Origin of the sequence: Phycicoccus jejuensis (genome assembly GCF_000720925.1) — a bacterium.
GTDB classification, from domain to species: Bacteria; Actinomycetota; Actinomycetes; order Actinomycetales; family Dermatophilaceae; genus Phycicoccus; species Phycicoccus jejuensis.
Genome location: NZ_JOEE01000007.1, coordinates 34,711 through 55,361, shown reverse-complemented (window position 1 = coordinate 55,361; position 20,651 = coordinate 34,711). Strand labels below are relative to the sequence as shown.

18 protein-coding genes are annotated in these 20,651 nt (G+C 73.5%); 3 read left to right on the top strand and 15 right to left on the bottom strand.

Features of this window, described 5'->3' with window-relative positions; translation table 11 throughout:
- Positions 1–38 precede the first annotated feature (38 nt).
- From IG69_RS0113810 to IG69_RS0113750, 13 genes are all read right to left on the bottom strand, one after another.
- Positions 39–902, bottom strand: a complete 864-nt coding sequence (locus IG69_RS0113810) for an NmrA family NAD(P)-binding protein (protein WP_036830176.1) — start codon at positions 900–902, stop codon at positions 39–41.
- Positions 902–2,893 (bottom strand): hydantoinase B/oxoprolinase family protein, encoded by a 1,992-nt coding sequence (locus IG69_RS0113805; protein ID WP_211251012.1) that lies wholly within the window; start codon positions 2,891–2,893, stop codon positions 902–904. Before IG69_RS0113805 ends, IG69_RS0113810 begins: the two co-directional genes overlap by 1 nt.
- Positions 2,890–5,001 carry a hydantoinase/oxoprolinase family protein gene (locus tag IG69_RS0113800; RefSeq protein ID WP_030528752.1) on the bottom strand — a complete coding sequence of 704 codons (2,112 nt, stop codon included), beginning with the start codon at positions 4,999–5,001 and terminating at the stop codon, positions 2,890–2,892. Before IG69_RS0113800 ends, IG69_RS0113805 begins: the two co-directional genes overlap by 4 nt.
- Positions 5,002–5,111: 110 nt before the next feature.
- Positions 5,112–5,816, bottom strand: a complete 705-nt coding sequence (locus IG69_RS0113795) for a GH25 family lysozyme (protein WP_051750575.1) — start codon at positions 5,814–5,816, stop codon at positions 5,112–5,114.
- Between the two features lie 505 nt (positions 5,817–6,321).
- Positions 6,322–7,869: a flotillin family protein gene (locus IG69_RS0113790; protein ID WP_036830174.1), complete on the bottom strand. Its 1,548-nt coding sequence runs from the start codon at positions 7,867–7,869 to the stop codon at positions 6,322–6,324.
- 109 nt (positions 7,870–7,978) lie between these two features.
- On the bottom strand, positions 7,979–8,476 hold the full coding sequence (locus tag IG69_RS0113785) for a hypothetical protein (RefSeq protein WP_051750574.1): 498 nt from the start codon (positions 8,474–8,476) through the stop codon (positions 7,979–7,981).
- A 96-nt stretch (positions 8,477–8,572) separates the two neighbouring features.
- Positions 8,573–8,797 carry a hypothetical protein gene (locus tag IG69_RS20355; protein ID WP_036830171.1) on the bottom strand — a complete coding sequence of 75 codons (225 nt, stop codon included), beginning with the start codon at positions 8,795–8,797 and terminating at the stop codon, positions 8,573–8,575.
- Positions 8,798–8,878: 81 nt separating this feature from the next.
- Positions 8,879–9,778 (bottom strand): carbon-nitrogen hydrolase family protein, encoded by a 900-nt coding sequence (locus IG69_RS0113775; protein WP_030528748.1) that lies wholly within the window; start codon positions 9,776–9,778, stop codon positions 8,879–8,881.
- Entirely contained in the window at positions 9,778–10,449 is a 672-nt protein-coding gene (locus IG69_RS0113770) for an SRPBCC family protein (RefSeq protein WP_030528747.1), read from the bottom strand. Before IG69_RS0113770 ends, IG69_RS0113775 begins: the two co-directional genes overlap by 1 nt.
- Positions 10,446–12,848 (bottom strand): aerobic carbon-monoxide dehydrogenase large subunit, encoded by a 2,403-nt coding sequence (gene cutA, locus IG69_RS0113765; RefSeq protein WP_030528746.1) that lies wholly within the window; start codon positions 12,846–12,848, stop codon positions 10,446–10,448. The genes IG69_RS0113770 and cutA overlap by 4 nt, the downstream gene beginning before the upstream one ends.
- Positions 12,845–13,357 carry a (2Fe-2S)-binding protein gene (locus tag IG69_RS0113760; protein ID WP_030528745.1) on the bottom strand — a complete coding sequence of 171 codons (513 nt, stop codon included), beginning with the start codon at positions 13,355–13,357 and terminating at the stop codon, positions 12,845–12,847. Before IG69_RS0113760 ends, cutA begins: the two co-directional genes overlap by 4 nt.
- Positions 13,354–14,223 carry an FAD binding domain-containing protein gene (locus IG69_RS0113755; protein WP_030528744.1) on the bottom strand — a complete coding sequence of 290 codons (870 nt, stop codon included), beginning with the start codon at positions 14,221–14,223 and terminating at the stop codon, positions 13,354–13,356. Before IG69_RS0113755 ends, IG69_RS0113760 begins: the two co-directional genes overlap by 4 nt.
- A gap of 133 nt (positions 14,224–14,356) precedes the next feature.
- Positions 14,357–15,856, bottom strand: a complete 1,500-nt coding sequence (locus IG69_RS0113750; RefSeq protein ID WP_036830169.1) for a uracil-xanthine permease family protein — start codon at positions 15,854–15,856, stop codon at positions 14,357–14,359.
- Positions 15,857–16,080: 224 nt separating this feature from the next.
- Between IG69_RS0113750 and IG69_RS0113745 the strand changes: the two genes are divergently transcribed.
- From IG69_RS0113745 to IG69_RS20350, 3 genes are all read left to right on the top strand, one after another.
- A complete protein-coding gene (locus IG69_RS0113745) occupies positions 16,081–16,617 on the top strand; it encodes a 2'-5' RNA ligase family protein (RefSeq protein WP_030528742.1) in 537 nt (178 codons plus the stop codon).
- Positions 16,614–17,003: a hypothetical protein gene (locus IG69_RS0113740; protein WP_036830167.1), complete on the top strand. Its 390-nt coding sequence runs from the start codon at positions 16,614–16,616 to the stop codon at positions 17,001–17,003. Before IG69_RS0113745 ends, IG69_RS0113740 begins: the two co-directional genes overlap by 4 nt.
- 152 nt (positions 17,004–17,155) lie before the next feature.
- Positions 17,156–17,434 carry a VOC family protein gene (locus IG69_RS20350; RefSeq protein WP_281174742.1) on the top strand — a complete coding sequence of 93 codons (279 nt, stop codon included), beginning with the start codon at positions 17,156–17,158 and terminating at the stop codon, positions 17,432–17,434.
- A gap of 50 nt (positions 17,435–17,484) precedes the next feature.
- Here IG69_RS20350 and IG69_RS0113730 read toward each other — a convergent pair whose 3' ends face one another.
- The gene (locus IG69_RS0113730) at positions 17,485–19,074 is read right to left on the bottom strand and encodes an HNH endonuclease signature motif containing protein (RefSeq protein WP_157577590.1); all 1,590 of its coding nucleotides are present in this window, start codon (positions 19,072–19,074) and stop codon (positions 17,485–17,487) included.
- A gap of 249 nt (positions 19,075–19,323) precedes the next feature.
- Positions 19,324–20,640, bottom strand: coding sequence for a PucR family transcriptional regulator (locus IG69_RS0113725; protein WP_245616154.1), 1,317 nt, complete (start codon positions 20,638–20,640; stop codon positions 19,324–19,326).
- Positions 20,641–20,651: the final 11 nt, after the last annotated feature.

Genomic DNA, 20,651 nt, shown 5'->3' with positions numbered 1-20,651 from the left:
ACTTCCGCACTCGACCGTGTGGGGTCAGGGGGCCGGGGTCAGGATGGGGGGAGCGCGGATGCCGTCCATGCTGCTGCGAGCGTCTGGGCCCAGGACGTGGGGCGGCGCCCGAGCAGGGCGGTGAGCGCCGCGGGGTCGCCAACCAGACCGTCCTCGTCGTAGGCCGCGAACATCGCCACCAGCGCCTCCCTGGCCGACGCCGGCAGGCCGGCGCCGGGGCCGTCGGCCCACGCCCCCGGGGTCCCGACGGTGAGCCGTACCGGCCGGCCGAGCACCTGCTCGGCGCGGGCCACCATCTCGCGGGTGGTCAACGCCTCCGGTCCGACGAGGTCGTGCACCTCGCCGTCCCGCGCGGGGTCGAGCAGCGCGGTGGCAGCCACCTCGGCGACGTCGGCGAGCGCGACGGTCGTGAACGGGGTGTCGGCGGAATAGGGCAGCGCGACGGCGCCGTCGAGCACCTGCGGCAGCAGGTTCTCGTGGTAGGCGGACGGTCGAAGCACGACGAGGGAGCCCGAGACGCGTTGCCGCAGCGCGCGTTCGGCGACTCCCTTGCGCAGGTGGTGCGGCATCCGGACGTCGTCGGGGTGGAGCACCGAGTGGAAGACGAGGTGCCGCAGTCCCGTGCGCCGCGCCGCGTCGCCGACGCGCTCGGCGATGCCGACCTCGTCCGGGTGGACGTTGGGCGCCAGGTGGTACGTGGCTGCGCACCCCGCGAGCGCGGCGTCGAGGCCGCGACCGTCCGTCAGGTCCACGGCGACGGGCTCGGTGCCCGCCGGGGCGGACGCCTCACGGCCCGGTCGCACCGCGGCCCGCACGGCGGCGCCCCGCGAGAGCAGGGCGCCGCACACGGCCCGGCCCGTCTTGCCGGCGGCGCCGACGACGAGGACCGGGCCGGTGGGCATCAGAGCCAGTCGACGTCCGCCGCGCCGGCGCCGCCGGCCAGCTTGGCGTACCCGGGGCCGCGGTCGAAGAACGGCTCCTCGCCGCGGGCGGCCCGGCGCTCGGCGCGCAGCGCGTCGGAGGCGGCGACGTCGACGACGGGCTCGTCCTTCGTGCCCGACGCCACGACGCCGTAGTCCTCGCGGGCGCCGTCGAACGACACCTTGCCCCAGCGCAGGTCGCGCTCGACCTCGTCGTAGGGGCGGTCGAGCGGGTCGCCCCAGCCGCCGCCACCGGTGGTCCGGATCCGGATGACCTGGCCGGCCTTGACCGGCTCGGCGTCGGCGAGCGCGTCGACGGTGCGCTCGGTCGGGCCGCCGAGGTCGATCGTCACCTCGAAGGGCCGGCCGGCCTTGCCACCCTTGACGCCCCAGCAGGCGAGGATCGAGCGGTCCGCGATGGACATGAAGTGCGCGTCCTCGAGCATCCGGATCTGCTTCTCGTAGCCGAGGCCGCCGCGGTGGCGCCCGGCGCCACCGGAGTCGACCGCGAGCCCGAGGCGCTCGACGCGGAACGGGAAACGGCTCTCGGTGAACTCGGTCGGGAGGTTGCGGCTGTCCGGGACGACGTGGATGGTGTCCTCGCCGTCGGCGTAGTAGCGGCCGCCCGAGCCGCCGCCGAGCACCTCGCGCATGAGGTAGTCGTTGCCGTCGCGGTCCTTGCCGTAGACGCCGGTGTAGCGGATGGTCTCCTGGTCGGCCGGCATCCGGCCGTCGACCGCCTTGGCGACGACGCCGGCGAGCACGCCGAGCAGGCGCAGGATGACGAAGGTGCGGGCGTTCGTCGGCGCCGGGTAGACCGGCGTCAGCAGGGTCCCCTTCTCCGGGAAGCGCATCTCGATGAGCGGCACCACGCCCTCGTTGACGTCGAGCTCGGCCATCCGCTCGGGGGTGTCGGCGAGGTTGCGCAGGATCGGGGCCAGCCACTTCTTGAGGAAGTTGCCGCCGACGTAGTCGCCGCAGTGGTTGATCGGACCCTTCGCCTGGGCGCTCGTCCCGGTGAAGTCGATGATGAGCCGCGGCCCGCCGTCACCGGGGCCGGGGCCGCCGGTGCTGGTCTTGGTCAGCGTGATCCGCTGCGTGTGCAGCATCGGCTCGTCGACGCCGTCGTGCTCGGCGTAGTCCTCCCAGACGTACGAGCCGTCAGGGATCTTGTCGAGGATCTCGCGGCGGTAGGTCTCGGTCGTCGCGTCGAGGATGGCGTCGAACGCGGCCTCGACCGTCTCGCGGCCGTAGCGGGTGAACAGCTCGCCGAGGCGGCGCGCGCCCATGAGGCAGGCGGAGCACTCGGCGTCGAGGTCGGCCGCGAGGCTGTCGGGCATCCGGCTGTTGCGGGTCATGATCCGCAGCGCCGCCTTGTTCGGGACTCCGCTGTCCCACAGCTTGATCGGCGGGACCGAGAGGCCCTCCTCGAACACGCTCTGGGCGCCGCTGGGCATCGACCCGGGGCAGGCGCCGCCGATGTCGTCGTGGTGGCCGAAGGCCTGGACGAACGCGACGACCTCGCCCTCGTGGAAGACGGGGACGGTGACGCAGAGGTCGGGCAGGTGGCCGATGCCGCCCTCCGACTCGTAGACGTCGTTGTGGAAGAAGACGTCGCCCTCGTGCATCTCGTCCAGCGGGAAGTCGCGCACGATCGGGTGCACGAGAGCCGAGTACGAGCGGCCGGTCAGCTTGCGCAGCTGACGGTCGTGGATGCCGGCGCGGAAGTCGTGGGCGTCGCGGATCATGGGGGAGCGCGAGGTGCGCGCGATGGCGGTCTCGACCTCCATCTCGACGCTGGCCAGTGTGCCCTGGACGATCTCGACGAGCACCGGGTCGACGGCGCTGCCCTCGGGGGTGAGGCGGCCGCCGTGCTCGTACGCGGTCGGCAGGCCACCGGGGTTGACCGGCTCGCTCGAGAGGTAGGCCTCGAGGTCGACGAGCGGGTCGGGCGTGGTGGGGACGGCGGTCATCGGGTCGCCTCCTGGGTGATGACGAGGTTGCCCCAGGTGTCGACGCGGACGGCGAAGCCGGGGTGGACGGGGACGGTCGAGCCGAACTCCTCGACGATGGCCGGGCCGCTGAAGGAGTCGCCGGCCCGCAGGTCGGGGCGCCACAGCACCGGGGTGTCGACGTAGCCGGCGGCGGGGTCGAAGCAGACCGGGCGCACCGAGCGCTGCGCGGGCAGCCCGTCGGTGACGTCGGACGACCCCTCGCGGTCGGGGAGCGGGCGCAGCTCGGGACGGGTGATTGGCCCGACACCGGTGACGCGCAGGTTGACCCACTCGACGTGCTGGGTCGGGTCGTCCCGGAAGTCGTAGCCGTAGAGCTGCCGGTGCTCGTCGTGGAAGCGCGTCGCGACCTCGTCGGTCCACGCCTCGTCGACCGACCCGGGGCCGGCCGGCACGCGCACCTCGTAGGCCTGCCCGAAGTAGCGCAGGTCGGCGGTGCGGACGAACTCGTGCTGCTCGGGCGTGAAGCCCTCGGCCGTCAGCGCCGCGGCGCCCTTGGCCGTCAGCGAGTCGAGGACCGCGGCGACGGACGAGAGGTCGATGCCCTCGTGGCGCGTCACGTGCGTCTGGACGTAGTCGTTGCGGACGTCGACGGTCAGCAGGCCGAACGCGCTGAGGTTGCCCGGGTTCTGCGGGACGACGGCGCCGGCGAGGTCGAGGACGTCGACGAGCCGGCACGCGAGGAGCGAGCCCGAGCCGCCGAAGGTCGTCAGCATGAAGTCGCGCACGTCGAGGCCGCGCTTGACCGAGACCTGGCGCAGGGCGTTGGCCTGGTTCCACGCCGAGATCTCGAGGATGCCCGTCGCGCAGGTCTCGAGGTCGAGCCCGAGCTTGCCGGCGAGGTCGACCAGGCCCGCGCGGGCGGCGTCGACATCGAGGGGGATCTCGCCGCCGAGCAGGTGCGGGGGGATGCGGCCGAGGACGACGTGCGCGTCGGTGATCGTCGGCTCGGTGCCGCCACGGCCGTAGCAGAGCGGTCCGGGGTCGGCGCCGGCCGAGTGGGGCCCGACCTTGAGCGTGCCTTCCGGGGAGACCCAGGCCACCGAGCCGCCGCCCGCGCCGACGGTGACGACGTCGATCATCGGGATCTTGCTCGGGTAGGCCCCGACCGAGCCCTCCGTGGTGAGGGTCGGCTCGCCGTCGAGGACGACCGAGACGTCGGTCGAGGTGCCGCCGCCGTCGCAGGTGAGGACCTTGTGGAAGCCGGCCTTCTCGGCGATGAGCGCGGCGCCGAGCGCGCCGGCCGCCGGGCCCGACAGGACCGTCGTGATCGGCTGGTGCACGACCTCGTCGGCCGAGAGCACGCCCCCGTTGGACTTCATGACATAGAACGGCACGGGGCGTCCGCCGGTGAACCCGTCGAGGCGCTCGTGGATGTTGGTCACGTAGCGGCTGACGTTCGGCTTGACCGCGGCGTCGACGAGCGTCGTCATCGCCCGCTCGTACTCGCGGTACTCGCGCAGCACCTCGCTGCTGATGGAGACGACGGCCTCGGGGTGCTCGCGGCGCAGGACCTCGCGCATGGCGAGCTCGTGCTCGTCGTTGGCGTAGGCGTGCAGGAAGCAGACGCCGATCGTCGTGATGCCGCGGTCGCGGAAGAAGCGCGCGGCGGCGACGGCGTCGTCCTCCGAGAAGGGCCGCACCTCGGCGCCGGTGACGTCGAGGCGGCCGCCGACCGTGCGGACGGCGTCGGCCGGGACGATGCGCGGCGGCTTGACCCAGAAGTAGGAGTTGCCGTATCCGTCGGGGACGGCCTGGCGGGCGATCTCGAGCATGAACTCGTAGCCCTCGGTGGTGATGAACCCGAGCCGCTCGACCTTGCCCTCGAGGAGCTTGTTCGTCGCGACCGTCGTACCGTGCGAGACGGCGGTGAGGTCGTGACCCGAGGCGCCCATGACGCCGAGGATCTTCTCGATGCCGGCGATGAAGCCGTCGGCGGGGTTCGAGGGGGTGCTCGGGGTCTTGGTCGTCACGACCTCCCCGGAGTCCTCGTCCACGGCGACGACGTCGGTGAACGTGCCCCCGGTGTCGATGCCCACCCGGATGCGTCTGCGGTGCCCGTCGGTCATGGGCACGATCCAACCCGTCCCGGGGTCACGCTCGCGTTGGCAGATGCTGCCGACGGAACGCCGATTCGACGGCCAACCTCGCCAGGGCCCGTGGCTGCTCGCCGCGGCGGTCAGCCGCGGGGCGCGACCACGTCGAGGTCGACGGGGCCGTCGATGCCCGCGACGCTCGCCCGGCTGCTCACCTGCCACCACGCCCAGCCGTCCGTCGACGGGCGCAGCAGGAGGCGGCGCTCCCAGCGGTCGCGGTCGCGCAGGTCCTCCGGCAGCGGGTAGCGGCTCGTCCAGTCGTCGAGGGCGTAGAGGACGACGCGTCGGCCGGTGCCGCGCTCGACGGCCTCGACGAGGTCGGTCAGGCGCTGGTCGACGACGCCTCGGGGCGGCCGGGCCGAGCAGTTGCCGCTCAGCTCGAGGTCGAGCACCGGTGGAAGGGCGGTGTCGTCGGCGCCCACCTCGCGCAGCCGGGCCAGCAGGTTCTCGGCCTGCTCGGGGCCGTCCTTGCAGAGGGTGAAGAAGTGGTACGCCCCGACCTCGAGGCCGGCCTCGCGCGCGCCGGCCCAGTTGGCCGCGAAGCGCGGGTCCTCGAACGTCGCGCCCTCGCTGGACTTGAGGTACGCGGCGTCGATGCCGTCCGCGGCGACCGCCTCCCAGTCGACGTCGCCCTGGTGGGCGGAGACGTCGATGCCGTAGCGCTCACCGGCGGCGAGGTCCGGACGGTGGTGGGGGAGCACCCAGCGGTACCCCGCCCAGCCGGCCGCGACGACGAGCGCGAGCACGACGACGACGCCGGTCGTCCACCGCAGCACCCTCCGCCCCATCCGCGCAGCCTAAATCTTGGTCGTCCGCGGCCGAGAACCGGTCGGCGGGCGCCACCGGTTCATCGGGGAGGAACAGTGTGCTCTTCCGGCCTCCATGCGGCGCGGAAGGAATCCCTTCCACCCCGCAACCACTCCTTCCACCCGCAGGGGATCCCTTGCCGGGTGGACGGAAACCCTTGCCGGCTGGAAGGGAAACCATGCTGAGTGGAAGGGAGACCATGCTGGGTGGAAGGGAAACCTTGTCGCGTGACTGCTTCCACGCCGTGCCGCCCCGACCTCGCCCTGCCGTCCCGACCTCGCCCTGCCCTCGCGACCTCGCGGTGCCGCGCTGACCTCGCCGTGCCGCCGTGCCATGGCACCCCGGCGAGGCGACCGGACCGCGGCACGGCGAGGTCGCACCGGCCGCCCGGTCACGACACCCCGGAACGTCCACGAGACCCCGGCTCGTAGCCGGGGTCTCGTGGACTTCTCGGGGTGACCCCGAAAAGTCGAGGTCGCGGAGGGGTCAGGCGGTCGGGGACGACGTGGCGCGCACGACCTCGCCGTCGGTCGCCGCCGACGCTCCCGACGCCGCCGACGCCGTGAAGCGCTGGAGCAGCGCCTGCAGGTCCACGCCCGTCGTGTTCTCGAGCATCGCCATCGTCTGCGTCAGGTTGTCCGTCACCTGCTTCGGCAGCGCGGCGGCGCCGTCGGTCGAGACGACGGTCAGCTTGTCGATGGCCGCCATCGGGGCCGCGACCTCGCGGGCCACCTGCGGCAGCACCTCGACGAGCATCTGGAGCACCGCCGCCTCGTTGTACCGGGCGAACGCGTCGGCGCGCTTGTTCATCGCCTCGGCCTCGGCCTGACCGGTCGCGAGGATGGCCGACGCCTGCGCCTCGCCCTCCGCGCGCGTGGCCTCGGCCTGCGCGACACGCAGCGCCTTGTCGGCCTCACCACGGCGCGAGCCCTCGATGGCCTCGGCGTCGGCGAGCGCCGTGCGGCGGGCCTTCTCGGACTCACCGGTGAGGCGCGCCTTCTCGGCGTCGGCCTGAGCGGCGGCGATGCTCGCGGCCTTGCGGGCCTCGGCCTCGGCGATCGCGGCGTTGCGCGAGGCCTCGGCCTCCTGCTCGACGCGGTAGCGCTCGGCGTCCGCCGGCTTGCGGACCTCGGTGTCGAGCTGGCGCTCCTTGAGCGCGGCCTGCCGCACGGCGACCTTCTCCTGCTCGGTGAGGATGGCCTGGTCGCGGTCGGCCTGCGCGAGCGGACCCGCCGCGGCGGCCTGCGCCTGCGCGGCGTCGGTCTCGGCCTTGATCTCGGCCTGCTTGAGCGCGAGCTGCCGCTGGCTGATCGCGATCTCCTGCTCCGCGACGATGCGCGCCTGCTCGGCCGCCTGCCGGGCGTTGGCCTCGGCGATCGCGGCGAGCTGGCCGACCTTGGCCGACTCCGGGCGCCCGAGGTCGGAGAGGTAGGTGCCGTCGTCGGTGATGTCCTGGATCTGGAAGGTGTCGAGGACCAGGCCCTGGCCGGTCAGCGACGACTCGGCCTCGTCGGCGACGCGCTGCGCGAAGGCGGCACGGTCGCGGATGATCTGCTCGACGGTCAGCGAGCCGACGATCGAGCGCAGCGAACCGGCGAGCGTCTCCTGGGTGAAGGTCTCGACCTCGCCCTGCTGCGAGAGGAAGCGCTGCGCCGCCGCGCGGATGGAGTCCTCGTTGCCGCCGACCTTGACGATCGCGACGCCGTCGAGGTTGAGCTTGACGCCCTGGCCCGACACCGCCCCGCGGATCTGGACCATGATGCGGCGGCTCGAGAGGTCGAGGATGTGCAGCCGCTGGACGAAGGGGATGACGAAGATGCCGCCGCCCATGACGACCTTCTGCCCCGAGAGGTCGGTCGAGATCTCGCCGGTCTCGGGGTTGCGCACCTCCTTGCCCTTGCGCCCGGTGACGATGAAGGCCTCGTTCGGCCCCGCCACGCGGTAGCGCGACGCGACGACGAGGCCGCTGAGGACGACGAGGAGGACGAGCCCGAGAACCGCGATGAGCCCGGTCGAGACGTCTAGCCCGAACATGGGTGCCTGGCCTTTCCGGGCGCACTCGGCACCCAGGTCTGTGGGGTGACGACATGGACGCGGCGGACGGCCCCCCGGTTCCGGCCGACGCGTGGGTGCGGGGTGCCGGTCAGTCCGTCCGGCGGGCGACGGTGACGGCGGTGGGGCTGAGGACCCCCGTGACGACGATGGCCGCGCCGCTCGGGAGCGGCTCGGCGGCGCGGGCGTTGAGGCGGGTGATGTGACCCGCGGCGACGACGCTGACCATCCCGTAGCCCTCGGCCGGGACGGGCTCGACGACCGTGCCGGTCAGCCCGACAAGGCCGGCCGTGCGCACGGTCGCCTCGTCACCGCCGCGCATGAGGCGGCTGCTGGCCCATCCGGCACCTCCACCGGCGGCGACGCCCGCCAGCACCCCGGCGCCGATGGCCACGCCGCTCGGCGCGCCGGCGTCGAGGGCGAGGGCGCCGACGAACCCGAAGGCCGCGAGGAAGCCCGCCACCGCGAGGCCCGACAGGAAGTCGGGGCCGATGCCGTCGAGGAAGCCGTCGACGAGGTCGCCGACGACGAGCGAGACGACGAGCAGGAGCAGGCCGACCCCTCCGATGACGAGCATCGTGACCTGCATCCGTCGTGTCCTTCCCGCCCCGGGAGCGCGACGCAGCCGGTGCGCGCCGTCGTGTCCGGCGACCCTACCGGGTGCCGTGGAGCGGCGCCGCGGGTCTCAGATCTTCGTGAGGCGGGTGAAGGGGCTCGTGACCCGGGCGCGCTGGGCGCCGAAGTCGACGAGGACGGCCGCGGACTCGAGGACGATGACCTTGCCGAGCCCGTAGCGGTCGTGCGTGACCCGGTCACCGACGGCGAAGGTCTCGACCGGGGACTCCACCGCCTGGACGAACGGGCTGCGCGCGGAGTAGGTCGTGGGGCCGCTCGGGCGTCGTGAGGTCACGACCCCAGTGTCCCCCGGATCCGTCCGCGACACGCCGACGGGGGGTGCCGGGTCCGGTCGAGGGTGCGGACCCGGCACCGCTCACGCATGCGGGAAGGAGGTCTTCGCCGGGGCCTCGAGGTCCGCGCGGTGGTTGCGGATGAGGTCGAGGTTGCGGTCGCGCAGGTGGTCGAAGCCCTGCCCGATGTTCGAGCCGGGGGTCAGCGAGGCCAGCGCCTCGGCCGGGTCGAGCCGCGCGGACACCCAGCCCTCGTGCGAGGCGGCCTTGGCGGCGATGTGCCCGATCGGCGTCACGACGTGGCTGTTGCCGAAGTAGTGCACGCCCGCGGCGTCGGTGCCGGTGGCGTTGGCCCCGATGACGTAGACGTGGTTGTCGTACGCCCGGGCCCGCGAGGTCAGCTCCCAGACGTCCGCCGAGCGCAGCAGCGCCGACGGGCGGGCGATGACCTCGGCGCCCTGGACCGCCTGGATGCGGGAGAGCTCCGGGTAGTCGCCGTCGAAGCAGATGATCATCCCGATCCGGCCGAGCTCGGTGTCGACGACGGTCACCGTGTCGCCGGGGGTCACCCAGCCGCCGCCGGAGACCGACTCGGAGCAGAACGGGTGCGTCTTGCGGTAGATGCCCCGGACCTCGCCGCTGGGGTCGACGAGCACCGACGCGTTGTAGACGACGTCGGGGCTCGGGCCGCGCTCGTAGGTGCCGAAGACGAGGTGGATGCCGAGCTCGGCGGCGAGGTCGGTCAGCCGCTGGGTGATGGGGCCGGGCAGCTCGGAGACGAGCTCCCACAGCTCCTCGGTCGGGCAGCCGGGGGTGAACCCGGTCGTGCAGGACTCGGGGAGGACGACGAGCTCGGCGCCGGTCGCCTCGACGCAGCGGCGCGTGTACTCGATGCAGCGGTCGATGTTGGCGGTGACGGTCTCGGCGGTCAGCGGGGCCGCGACGGGCGCGACCTGGACGGCGGCGGCGGTGAAGGCGCGCATCAGCGGGCCCGCCCGATCCGGGCGCCGAGTGCGACGCCGACGAGGGCGACGACCGCCCCCGCGACGCCGGCGAGGACGAGGTCGCGCGCCGACGCGGCGCCACCCGCGCCGCCGGAGCCGGGGGCGGAGGCCGCCTTCCCGACGAAGGTGGTGCCCACCGGCGCCTCGCTCGGCACCGCGACGGCGTCGGCGGACGCACCGGGCGGCGCGATGACGGGGGTGGCCGGGCCGTCGCCGGCGATGTCGGCGTCGAGAGCGCTGAAGAACTGGCCGGCCATCTTCTTCGTGACGCCGGCGAGCATCCGCTGGCCGACGCCGCCGATCGTGCCGCCGACGGTCGCATCGGCGTCGTAGGAGAGGTCGGTGCCGCCGTTGGCCGCCGGCGACAGCGTGACGCGCACGTCCGCGTCGATGGTGCCGGGTGCCCCGGACCCGTTGGCGCGCAACGTGAGCGCCGAGGGCTTCTCCATGTCGGTCAGCGCGACCTCGCCCTGGTAGGTGCCCTTGATGGCCGCGACGCCCGCGGTGACCGTCATCGCGTAGCGGTCCTCGCCGACGGTGCGCAGGGCCTCGCAGCCGGGGATGCAGCGGGCGAGGACGGCGGGGTCGAGGATGGCGGCCCAGACCTGCTCGACGGGGGACTCGAGGGTGGACGAACCGGAGATCTTCATGACGCACCTTCCAGGGCGGCGGGGACGGACGAGTGCTGCCGGCGCAGCTCCCACAGCTCGGCGGGGCTGATCGGCATGGAACGGATGGGGAAGCCCTCGGCGTCCTCGACGGCCGAGGCGATGACAGCGGTGACCGGGATGGTCCCGGCCTCACCGGCTCCCTTGAGCCCCAACGGGTTGAGGGGCGAGGGGGTCTCGAGGTGATCGGTCTCGACGTGCGGGACCTCGGAGGCGTAGGGCACGAGGAAGTCCATGAACGAGGCGTTGAGCAGCTGGCCGCCCTCGTCGTAGACCATCCGCTCGTAGAGCGCGCCGCCGACGCCCTGCGCGACACCGCCATGGACCTGGCCCTCGACGATCATCGGGTTGACCATGACGCCGCAGTCGTGGATGACGCAGTAGCGCAGGATGCGGATCTCGGCCGTCACGGGGTCGGTCTCGACGACCGCCGCGTGCATCCCGTTCGCGAACGTCGCCTGGGTCGGCGAGTAGAAGTCCTGCCCCTCGAGCCCGGGCTCGTCGTCGTCGGCGACCGGCGGCTTGTCGGGGTCGAACGCGCCCGAGAACTGGGTGGCCGCCTGGGCTGCCGTGTCGAACGCGTAGCGCAGCGGGTTGGACATCACCGCGATGGTCTTGAGGTCGATGCTCGTGCCGGGCGCGCCCTTGACCGAGATGACGCCGTCGGTGATCTCGAGGTCGTCGGGGGAGACCTCGAGCGCGTCCGCCGCGATGCGGAGGGCCTTGTCGCGCACCACCTTCGCCGCGAGGGCGACGGCGTTGCCGGACATCACCGCGCCGCGCGAGGCGAAGGTGCCGACCGCGTACGCCATCCGCCGGGTGTCACCGGTGGTGACGTGCACGTCCTCGAGGCGCACCCCGAGCTGGTCGGCGACGATCTGCGCGAGCACCGTCTGGTGGCCCTGGCCCTGCGTGGTCAGGCCGGTCGCGACGTTGACGCGCCCGTTGGTCTCGACCTGCACGTGGCCGCCCTCGTAGGGGCCGACCCCGGTGCCCTCGACGTAGCAGCCGATGCCGAGCCCGACCTTGCGGCCCTCGCGCGCGGCCTGCTCGCGGTAGGCGGCGAAGTCGTCCCAGCCGACGAGGTCCTTGAGCTTGGCCAGCGACGCGGGGAAGTCACCCGAGTCGTACTTGAGCGGGCGGCCGTCCTGGAACATCAGGCCGTGGTCGTACGGCATCTCGTCCGGCTGGATGAAGTTGCGGCTGCGGACCTCGGTGCGGTCCAGGCCGAGGTGCGCGGCGATGGCGTCCATCGTCCGCTCCATCGCGTAGCAGCCCTGGGGGCGGCCGGCGCCGCGATACGGCGTCACGAGAACGGTGTTCGTGTAGAGCGACCAGAACTCGACGCGGTAGGCGCCGGGCTTGTACGGGCCGAGCAGCTGGGTCGCCGTGATGATCGGGACGATGATCCCGTAGGGCGTGTACGCGCCGTTGTCGTGCCAGAACCGGACGTCGAGGGCGAGCAGGCGGCCGTCGTCGTCGAAGCCGACGGTGACCTCCTGGAGCTGCCCGCGCTCGTGCGCGCTCGAGACGAAGTGCTCGCGGCGGTCCTCGGTCCACTTGACGTCGCGGCCGAGCCGGCGTGCCGCCCACGGCACGAGGACCTCCTCGGGCCACGGGTGCATGATCTTGACACCGAAGCCGCCGCCGACGTCGGGGGTGACGACCTCGACCTTGGCCAGCGGCATCTCGAGCTTGGCCGCGACGGCCGCGCGCACCCCGGTGCTCGTCTGCGTCGAGGAGTAGAGGCGCAGCGACGCGTCGTCGGCGTCCCAGCGGGCGTAGACGCCCTTGCCCTCCATCGGCATGCAGGCGCTGCGCTCGATCTCGAGCTCGAGGGTCAGCGTGTTGGGGGCCGCCGCCATCGCGGTGTCGACGTCACCGACCTCCTGGAGCAGGTTGGCCGCGACGTTGCCCGGGGCGTCGTCGTGCACGAGTCGTTCTGCGGCGCGGGCGTTCTCGAGCCCGACGACCGGCTTGAGCGTCTCGTACGTGACCTGGATGCGCCCGCAGGCGTCCTCGGCGACGTAGCGGTCGCGGGCGACGACCATGACGACGGCCTCGCCGACGTGGTTGACCTCGCTCTTGGCGAGGCAGTAGCCGGTGCGCGGGTGGGTCAGCGCGGGGTGGGGGATGAGGACGGGCAGCGGCTCGCCGACGCGGCCGTCGAGGTCCTCCCACGTGTAGACGGCCTCGACGCCGTCGAGCTCCCAGGCGTCGTCGATGTCGATGTCGACGATGCGGGCGTGCGCGTGCGGGCTGCGGACGAAGGCGGCCTGCAGGGCGCCCAGCCCGAGGTCGTCGAGGTAGCGGCCGTTGCCGGTGAGCAGCCGCGGGTCCTCGCGCCGCTGGACCGGCTCGCCGACCTGGCGGGTGGTCATCGGGTCTCCTCCTCGCGCTCGCGGACGATCTCGGAGGCGCGCACGACCGCCTTGACGATGTTCTGGTAGCCGGTGCACCGGCAGAGGTTGCCCGAGATGGCCTCCCGCGCCTCCTCCGGGGTCGGCCGCGGGTTCTCGTCCAGGTAGGCGGTGATCGTGGTGACGAAACCCGGTGTGCAGAAGCCGCACTGGAGCGCGTGGCACTCGGCGAAGGCCTGCTGCACCGGGCTGAGGTTCGCCGGGTCGTTGCCGATGCCCTCGACCGTGGTGATCTCGTGCGCCTGCGCGGTGACCGCGAAGACGAGGCACGCGCGGGCCGGCTCGCCGTCGAGGAGCACGGTGCAGGCACCGCACACCCCGTGCTCGCAGCCGACGTGCGTGCCGGTGAGGCCGAGGTCGTGGCGCAGGAAGTCCGACAGCAGGCGGCGCGCGGGCGCGCTCGCCGTCCGGCGGACGCCGTTGACCGTCAGGGTGATGTCGAGCTTCTGCTCCGTGGCGGCGTCCGTCATGCCGCTCCCTCCGTCGGGGTGGTCGTCGTGGTCAGGACCCGCCGGGTGAGCTCGGCGGCGAGCATCCGCCGGTAGTCGGCGGGGGCGTGGATGTCGGACTCGGGGTCGACGTGGGAGCGGACGAGCTCGACCACGTCGTCGAGGGGGAGGTCGCGGGCCGACCGGCCGGCGAGGGCCGGGCCGAGGTCGAGCACGTCGGGCACCGGGGTGACCGAGACGAACGAGGCGCGCGCCGAGGTGACTACCTCGCCGTCGAGCCCGACCGCGAGGGCGACGCCGGCGAGGGCGTAGTCACCGGAGCGGCGGGCCGACTCGACGAAGCCCGTCCGCGTGCCGGCGGGCAGCCGGCCGAAGCGCACGGCGACGACGAGCTCGTCCTCGGCGAGGGTGGTCTCGAGCGGTCCGGTGAAGAAGTCGGCGGCGGCGATCTCGCGCCGGCCGCGCGGCCCGGCGGCCTCGACGACGCCGTCGGTGAGGACGGTGACGGCGGGCATCTCGCCGGAGGGGTCGGCGTGGGCGATCGAGCCGACGGTCGTGCCGCGGGTGCGGATGGCCGGGTGGGCGACGTTGCGCACCGCCTGGCGCAGGAGGGGGAGCGCGGCGGCCGCGCCCTCGTGCCGCTCGAGCCCGGCGTGCCGGACGAGGGCGCCGACGCGCACATGGGTGTCGGCGACCTCGACGGTGTCGAGCCCGGCCACGCCGTTGACGTCGACGAGGTGGGCCGGCGAGGCGAGGCGCATCGAGAGCAGGGGGATGAGGCTCTGGCCGCCCGCGAGCACCTTGCCGTCGTGCCCGACGTCGCCGAGGACGGCGACCGCCTCCTCGAGCGTGCGGGGTGCGTGGTGGACGAAGGGGGCGGGCTTCACCTGGTCGATCCTGCCTCTCGGGTGGGCGCCGCGGTAGGGGCGGGGCCGGTGGGTGGGGTGGGGTGTGCGGGTCGTCCGGGAAAAGCAGTGCGCCCCGCCCGGTGCGGTGCCCGGGCGGGGCGCACGTGGTCGGTCAGGGGCGGCTGTCGCGCCCGGGGTCGCGGGAGCCGCGGCCGCCGGGGTAGCCGTCCTGGTAGAGGTCGTCGATGCCGTCGCTGTCGCCGTAGACGTGGTCGCCGACCGCGACGAGCGTGCCCTCGGCGTCCTTGCGCAGCTCGGCCGGGGCGAGCGCCCGGGCCAGGTGCCAGCCGGCGACCGTGACGATGGTGCCGAGCGCGATGCCGCCGAGCGAGAAGTCGTCGGTCACCTTGAGCTCGACGTTGCCGATGCCGATGATGATGCCCGCGGCGACCGGGACGAGGTTGATCGGGTTGCCGAAGTCGACCCCGTTCTCCTTCCAGATCTTCGCGCCGAGAAGGCCGATCATCCCGTAGAGGACGACGGTGATGCCGCCGAGCACGCCGCCCGGGACCGACGCGACGAGGGCGCCGAACTTCGGCGAGAGGCCGAAGAGGAGCGCGACGATCGCGGCGACGTAGTACGCGGCCGTCGAGTAGACGCGGGTCGCGGCCATGACGCCGATGTTCTCGGCGTAGGTGGTCGTCGGCGAGCCGCCGACCGAGGTCGCGATGACCGTGCCGATGCCGTCGGCGGCGATGGCGCGGCCCATGACCGGGTCGAGGTTGGCGCCGGTCATCTCGGCGACGGCCTTGACGTGGCCGGTGTTCTCGGCGATGAGGGCGATGACGGCGGGCAGGACGAGCAGGATCGCGGTGGCGGAGAAGCTCGGCAGGTGCCACCCGACGACCTCCTTGCCGTCCGCGGCGACCATCGTCTGGCTCGGGAAGCCGAACCAGGCGGCGTCACCGACGCCCGAGGTGTCCCAGCGCAGGTGGGTCGTCGCCTCGGTGGCGCCGCCGAGCACGGAGGTGATCTGGCCGACCGTGTTGTCGAGGACCCACGAGAGGAGCGTGCCGAAGATCAGCGCGAGGAAGATCGCGACGCGGCCGATGAAGCCCTTGAAGGCGACGGCGACGACGATCGTGAAGAGCATCGTGAGGAAGCCGACCCACTGGTCCTGCGGCCAGTAGATGCCGGCGACCACGGGGGCGAGGTTGAAGCCGATGAGCATGACGACCGCGCCGGTGACGACCGGGGGCAGCACCTCGTGGAGGACGCGCGAGCCGAGGAAGTGGATCGCGACGCCGACCGCGGCGAGGACGAGGCCGGCGACGAGGATCGCACCGGTGACCTCGGCCGAGTCGCCGCCCTGGGCGCGCACGGCCGCGACGCCGCCGACGAACGAGGCGGAGGTGCCGAGGTAGCTCGGGACCTTGCCCGAGACGATGAGGAGGAACGCGATGGTCGCGATGCCGCTCATCATGATGGCCAGCTGGGGGTTCAACCCCATGACCAGCGGGAAGACGAACGTCGCGCCGAACATCGCGACGACGTGCTGGGCGCCGAGCCCGATGGTGCGACCCCACGAGAGGCGTTCGTCGGGGGCGACGACCTCACCGGGGCCGAGCGACGCGCCGTCGCCCTTGACCTTCCATCCGAGACCGAGGGACATGCGGTGACCTCTTTCGCCGGGGCCGCGTCGGTGACGCCGCTCACAGGGTTTGTGATACCGGGAACCTAGTGACCGGTGTGGGAGGACACCCTCAGCAATCTTTGACAGCCGGATGCCGCTTCGGTTGGCAACCTGCTGTCGGTGCGGTCGTGGTGTCACACGCCCGGGTCGGTCGTGTGACGCGCGCGTGTCCAGCGGCGTGTCGGGCGGGCGAGGATGGCCGGGTGCACTCCGTGGAGCTCCTCCTCGACGACGCCGGCGACGCGGCCGTCGTCGCCGAGTGGGGCGCCCTCGCCGACGTGGGGCCGCCGAGCCAGGCGCAGCACCGCGGGGCGTCCAACCGCCCGCACGTCACGCTCGTGACGAGCGAGGGCCGGCCCGGGCGCGAGGCGGTGGCCGGTGCGCTCGCTGACCTGCCGCTGCCCACGCGGCTGGGGGCGCCGGTCGTCTTCGGGCGGGGGCCGTTCGTGCTGGCCCGTCTGGTCGTGGTGACCGCCGGGCTGCTCGGGGTGCAGTCCGCGCTCGGGGGTCTCCTGGCCCCGGTGTCGTCGCCGCTCGTCGAGCCGGGCCGGTGGGTCCCGCACGTGACGCTCGGCCGGCGGCTGTCGGCATCCCAGGTGGGGGAGGCGCTCGCGCTGCTCGGCGACGGGCCGGGCGAGGTGGTGTTCGACGCCGCGCGGCACTGGGACTCCGTCGCGCGCGAGACCGAGGAGCTCACCCCGCCCCGCGGCCCGGCTGGCGCCCGTAGCGTCGACGGATGACGTCCCGCCGCTTCGACTTCGCGTTCGACCCCCGCTACCGGATCGCCGGGCTGCCGTTCGGCGTGCTGCCGGCGACGACGTGGGTCGAGGTGGGCGACGGGCGGCTGCGGGCGCGGTTCTCGTGGTGGACCCTCGACACCTCGCTCGCCAACGTGGCGGGGGTGGAGCAGTCGGGCGGCTACGCGTTCGCCAAGACCGCCGGTCCGCCGCACCTGTCGTTCACGGACCGGGGCGTCACCTTCGCCACGAACAGCTCGCGGGGAGTCTGCGTCTCGTTCCACCGGCCGGTCCCGGCGATCGACCCGACCGGGACCATCCGGCACCCCGGCGCCACGTTCACGGTCGCCGACCCGGACGGCTTCGAGGCCGCCCTGCGCGACGCCTGATGATCTCTGTGGGTTCGGAGGCCCGCGGGCTGCGCGCGCGGCATCGGCGACGGCGAGGACGGGGACCGTGGATGCGTCGCTGAGGGTCGAGATCTTCGTGGCCGACCTGGACGAGACCGTCTGGTTCTACGAACGGCTGGGCTTCGGGACGACTGGCCGGTCGGGACGGGCGGCCGCGGTACGCGGCCTTCCGGATGGGGCGCGCGCGGATCGGTGCCGCCGAGGCGGCGGCCGTCGACCCGGTCCTTCGAGCGGTCCCGACCGGTGCCGAGATCGTCATCGACGTCGACGACATCCGTGAGGTCCGGGACCGGGTCGTCGGTGCCGGCCTCCCACTCGCCGAGGACCTGCAGGACAGGCCGTGGGGCCTGCGGGACTTCCGCCTGAGCGACCCGGACGGCTACTACCTGCGGTTCACCAGCCGTCACTGAACGGCGGACGTGGCCACGCCGGAGCTGCCGACGGTCCACGGTGCGTCGTGTCAGAAGGGGGGTGGGTCGGTGGCCCGGGAGGTGCCTGCTCGGCGCGATCGAGGGTGCGGGCGGAGCGCGCAGGTCATCGGGACCGGCGGGCGGACGACGTGGACGCGGCAGGCCGGGGCGCGGTGCTCGTGCTCGAGCTGGTGCTCGACGGCCGAGTGGGGGCCGTCGGGCAGGACGAGCCGCGGCATGCCGCGGGGCGGGGGACTGGCATCGGTCCCGGTGTCGGGCAGCACGGTGAGGCCAAGGCGGTCGGGCGGATGGGTGGTCCGGACCCGGCCGGTGGGGTCGGTCCAGGTCATCGTGGCGTCGGGGTGGAGGACGGCCCGCCAGCCTGGGCGTTGCTTGGTGCGGTGGTGCCGACGGCACAGGCAGACGAGGTTCGAGGCGCTGGTGGGCCCGGTGGGGAACGGGACGACGTGATCGAGGTCGCAGAACCGGGCGGCGACGTGGCAGCCGGGGAAGCGGCAGTGCTGGTCGCGGTCGCGGACGAAGGCTGCCAACCGGGCGCCGGGTCGGTAGGCCGCGGTGGCGAGGGTGTCCTCGGGATCGACGGGCGCGCCGGTGGTCGGGTCGCAGCGGAGGAGGGGCGTCGCGTCGGCAGCGTCGCTGCCGCTGCTGCGCCCGAGGGCCGAGGCCAGCCATCCGCGGGGGACGAGGACCGGGTCGCCGGGGCGCAGGCCGGTGACCTCGACGAGGTCGGCGTCCGAGACGGTGGCGAGCGGCGCCACCGAGTTCCGTTCGGCGACAGCGGTGGACCCGTCCGGGGTGGCGACGACGACCCGGACGTCGATCGTGGCCTGCCCGATGACGAGGTCGGTCAGGGCCTTGGCGCGGGCGCGGTCGACCCTGTCGCAGACCCCGTCGGCCACGTACTGCTGGGCGAGCCGGTCGATGGCCGCCCACGCCGCGCAGGCCTCTTCGGACGGGAAGGTGCCGTGCCAGGTGTCGACGCCCGGCTCGTCGACCCACCGTTGCAGGGAGGACTCCGAGCGGGCACGGATCGCGCGCTGCCGCAGAAGGTCCGGCGAGATGCCGGCAAGGGCGCGCCGGACCCGCCGGCGCAGCGCCGGCGCGGCCTCGCGGTCGAGGTGCTCGTCGATGGTCGTGACCACCGTCGCGGCCACGTCGGTGGGCACCTCCTCGAGCTCGTGGGCGACGACCTGGGCGCGGAAGGCGTCGAGCCGGCCGGCGGCCATCGCGTCGTGCAGCCCGCCGAGCCCGGTGTGGGTGCCGGTCCCGTCCGGACCGTCGGCCGCGCGCCGCACGGCGTCGCGGACCCGACGCTCGGCGGCGACGGACGAGAGGCACAGGACGCCGGAGACGATCGCCGGCGCGTCGAGGGCGATGTGCCCCGGCGCATGACGGCGCTCGACGAGCGTGCCGTCCTCGGCCACGTCCGTCTCCACGGCAGCCAGGGCGACGATCGCGCTGTCCTGCAAGGCCGTCGCGACGTTGACGAGGGCCTGCAGCTCACCGACGAGGGAGGCGCAGTCGACGAGCGAACCACCGACCGGAGCCGCTGGGTCGGCCTCGGCAAGGAGCTCGCGGGCGGCGCGCACAGCCGTTGCGACCTGTGTCGGGTCGACCATGAGCACCCCCTTGCTGCGATGGCCTCATCCTATCGAAAGCCTGTTCGAACCGCAAGAGCAAAGTCGTCCAATCGCGCTGTTGGCCAGTCTTTTCCGTTGAACACGTGTCATCACCGTGACGGGGGGAAGCTGGCGCTCGTCGACCTGCGTGGGCGACTTCTCGACTCGGTCACATGAGCTTGCTGAACACCCGCCGAGGCTGCGCGGCCCGCTGCGGCCCATCGATGTCCCAATGGCAGCGTCTGGCTGTCAGAGGCCCTTCATGCGGTGGACGCGCAGCGCGAGCGCGAGCGTGAGGCGCAGCTGGGGGTCGGTCGTGAACGGGCCGAGCATCCGCTCGAGCTTGGCGATGCGGTAGCGCAGCGTGTTGTAGTGGAAGAACAGCCGGCGCGCGGTCTCGGCGACGTTGAGGTTGGTGTCGATGAGCACCGACAGGGTGTTGCGCAGGTCGGCGTTCTCGGGGACGTCGTCGGTCGCGAGCTCGCCGAGGCTCTCGGTGACGAAGCGCCGCAGGTCGGCCGAGTCGGGGACGAGCGCGAGCAGGCGGTAGATGCCGAGCTCGTCGAAGTGCGCGAGCCCGGAGTCGCCGTGCACCTGGCGCCCGACGTGCACCGCGGTCAGCGCCTCGTCGTAGGCGCGGGGCAGGTCGGCCGGCGAGGTGACGAGCCGCGAGACACCGGTGGTGAAGGTGCGCCTCCCGCCGCCGCCGTCGCCACGGACGACCCGCGCGAGCTCTGCCACGGGTCGCAGAACGGCCTCGGTGTCGGCGTCCTCGTCGACCGGCAGGAGCACGACGACCTCCTGGCTGAACCCCGCGACCGCCACGGAGGTGTCGCGCGAGCGCACCGCCTGGGTCCATGCCCGGACGAACCGGTCCTGCAGGCCCCGCACCTCCTCGGCGCTGCGGGTCGTCGCCGAGTCGTCCTCGTCGGTCTCGGCGGCGACGACGACGAGCGGCCGGTCGACCCGCCACCCGAGCGACGCCGCGTGCGAGGCGACGTCGGCGGGGTCGCCGGCGCGCCCGGCGAGGGCGTCGCGCAGGAACTCCGCGCGGTACTTGCCCTCGACCGCGGCGACCGCCTGCTCCTTCGTGATGGCCAGCGCCGCCACGGTCGCCGCCCGCTCGAGCATGTGGACGTCGGTGCGGGACAGGGCCGGACCGGGGGAGTACGCGCCCAGCATCCCGAGGTCGGACGAGCCCGCGACGATGCGGACGAAGGCACGGGTCGGGTCGGCGCCGCGGTCGGGGTCGCGCCAGCCGACGGGCTCGTCCTCGACGAGCAGGCGCCCGGTGCGGTCGAAGCAGGCGAGGTCGGTCACGTCGTCGACGCCCTCGAGCGAGCCAGCCTGCGACAGCAGGCGGCCGTCGGTCGTCGTCACGGTCGCCGCGCCGCCGAAGAACCCGGCGACGGCCTCGGCGACCTGCGCCAGCCCCCCGCCGTCGAGCACGACGTGGACGAGGACACGGTGCACCTCGTCCTCGCGGGCGAGCAGGGCCCGCTGGTGCTCGACGAGGGCCGCGAGCTCGACCGGGTCCGCGCTCTGCTCCGGCGGGACGGCTGGCAAGGTCTGTGCGC

What these genes read in the sequence shown, in the direction of transcription:
- IG69_RS0113740 (WP_036830167.1), top strand. Translation starts at nt 16,614, where the DNA reads ATGACGTCCCGCCGCTTCGACTTCGCGTTCGACCCCCGCTACCGGATC.
- IG69_RS0113770 (WP_030528747.1), bottom strand. Translation starts at nt 10,449, where the DNA reads ATGAAGATCTCCGGTTCGTCCACCCTCGAGTCCCCCGTCGAGCAGGTC.
- IG69_RS0113760 (WP_030528745.1), bottom strand. Translation starts at nt 13,357, where the DNA reads ATGACGGACGCCGCCACGGAGCAGAAGCTCGACATCACCCTGACGGTC.
- IG69_RS0113785 (WP_051750574.1), bottom strand. Translation starts at nt 8,476, where the DNA reads ATGCAGGTCACGATGCTCGTCATCGGAGGGGTCGGCCTGCTCCTGCTC.
- IG69_RS0113795 (WP_051750575.1), bottom strand. Translation starts at nt 5,816, where the DNA reads ATGGGGCGGAGGGTGCTGCGGTGGACGACCGGCGTCGTCGTCGTGCTC.
- IG69_RS0113800 (WP_030528752.1), bottom strand. Translation starts at nt 5,001, where the DNA reads ATGACCGACGGGCACCGCAGACGCATCCGGGTGGGCATCGACACCGGG.
- IG69_RS0113790 (WP_036830174.1), bottom strand. Translation starts at nt 7,869, where the DNA reads ATGTTCGGGCTAGACGTCTCGACCGGGCTCATCGCGGTTCTCGGGCTC.
- IG69_RS0113775 (WP_030528748.1), bottom strand. Translation starts at nt 9,778, where the DNA reads ATGCGCGCCTTCACCGCCGCCGCCGTCCAGGTCGCGCCCGTCGCGGCC.
- IG69_RS0113805 (WP_211251012.1), bottom strand. Translation starts at nt 2,893, where the DNA reads ATGACCGCCGTCCCCACCACGCCCGACCCGCTCGTCGACCTCGAGGCC.
- IG69_RS0113730 (WP_157577590.1), bottom strand. Translation starts at nt 19,074, where the DNA reads ATGGTCGACCCGACACAGGTCGCAACGGCTGTGCGCGCCGCCCGCGAG.
- IG69_RS0113810 (WP_036830176.1), bottom strand. Translation starts at nt 902, where the DNA reads ATGCCCACCGGCCCGGTCCTCGTCGTCGGCGCCGCCGGCAAGACGGGC.
- IG69_RS0113750 (WP_036830169.1), bottom strand. Translation starts at nt 15,856, where the DNA reads ATGTCCCTCGGTCTCGGATGGAAGGTCAAGGGCGACGGCGCGTCGCTC.
- cutA (WP_030528746.1), bottom strand. Translation starts at nt 12,848, where the DNA reads ATGACCACCCGCCAGGTCGGCGAGCCGGTCCAGCGGCGCGAGGACCCG.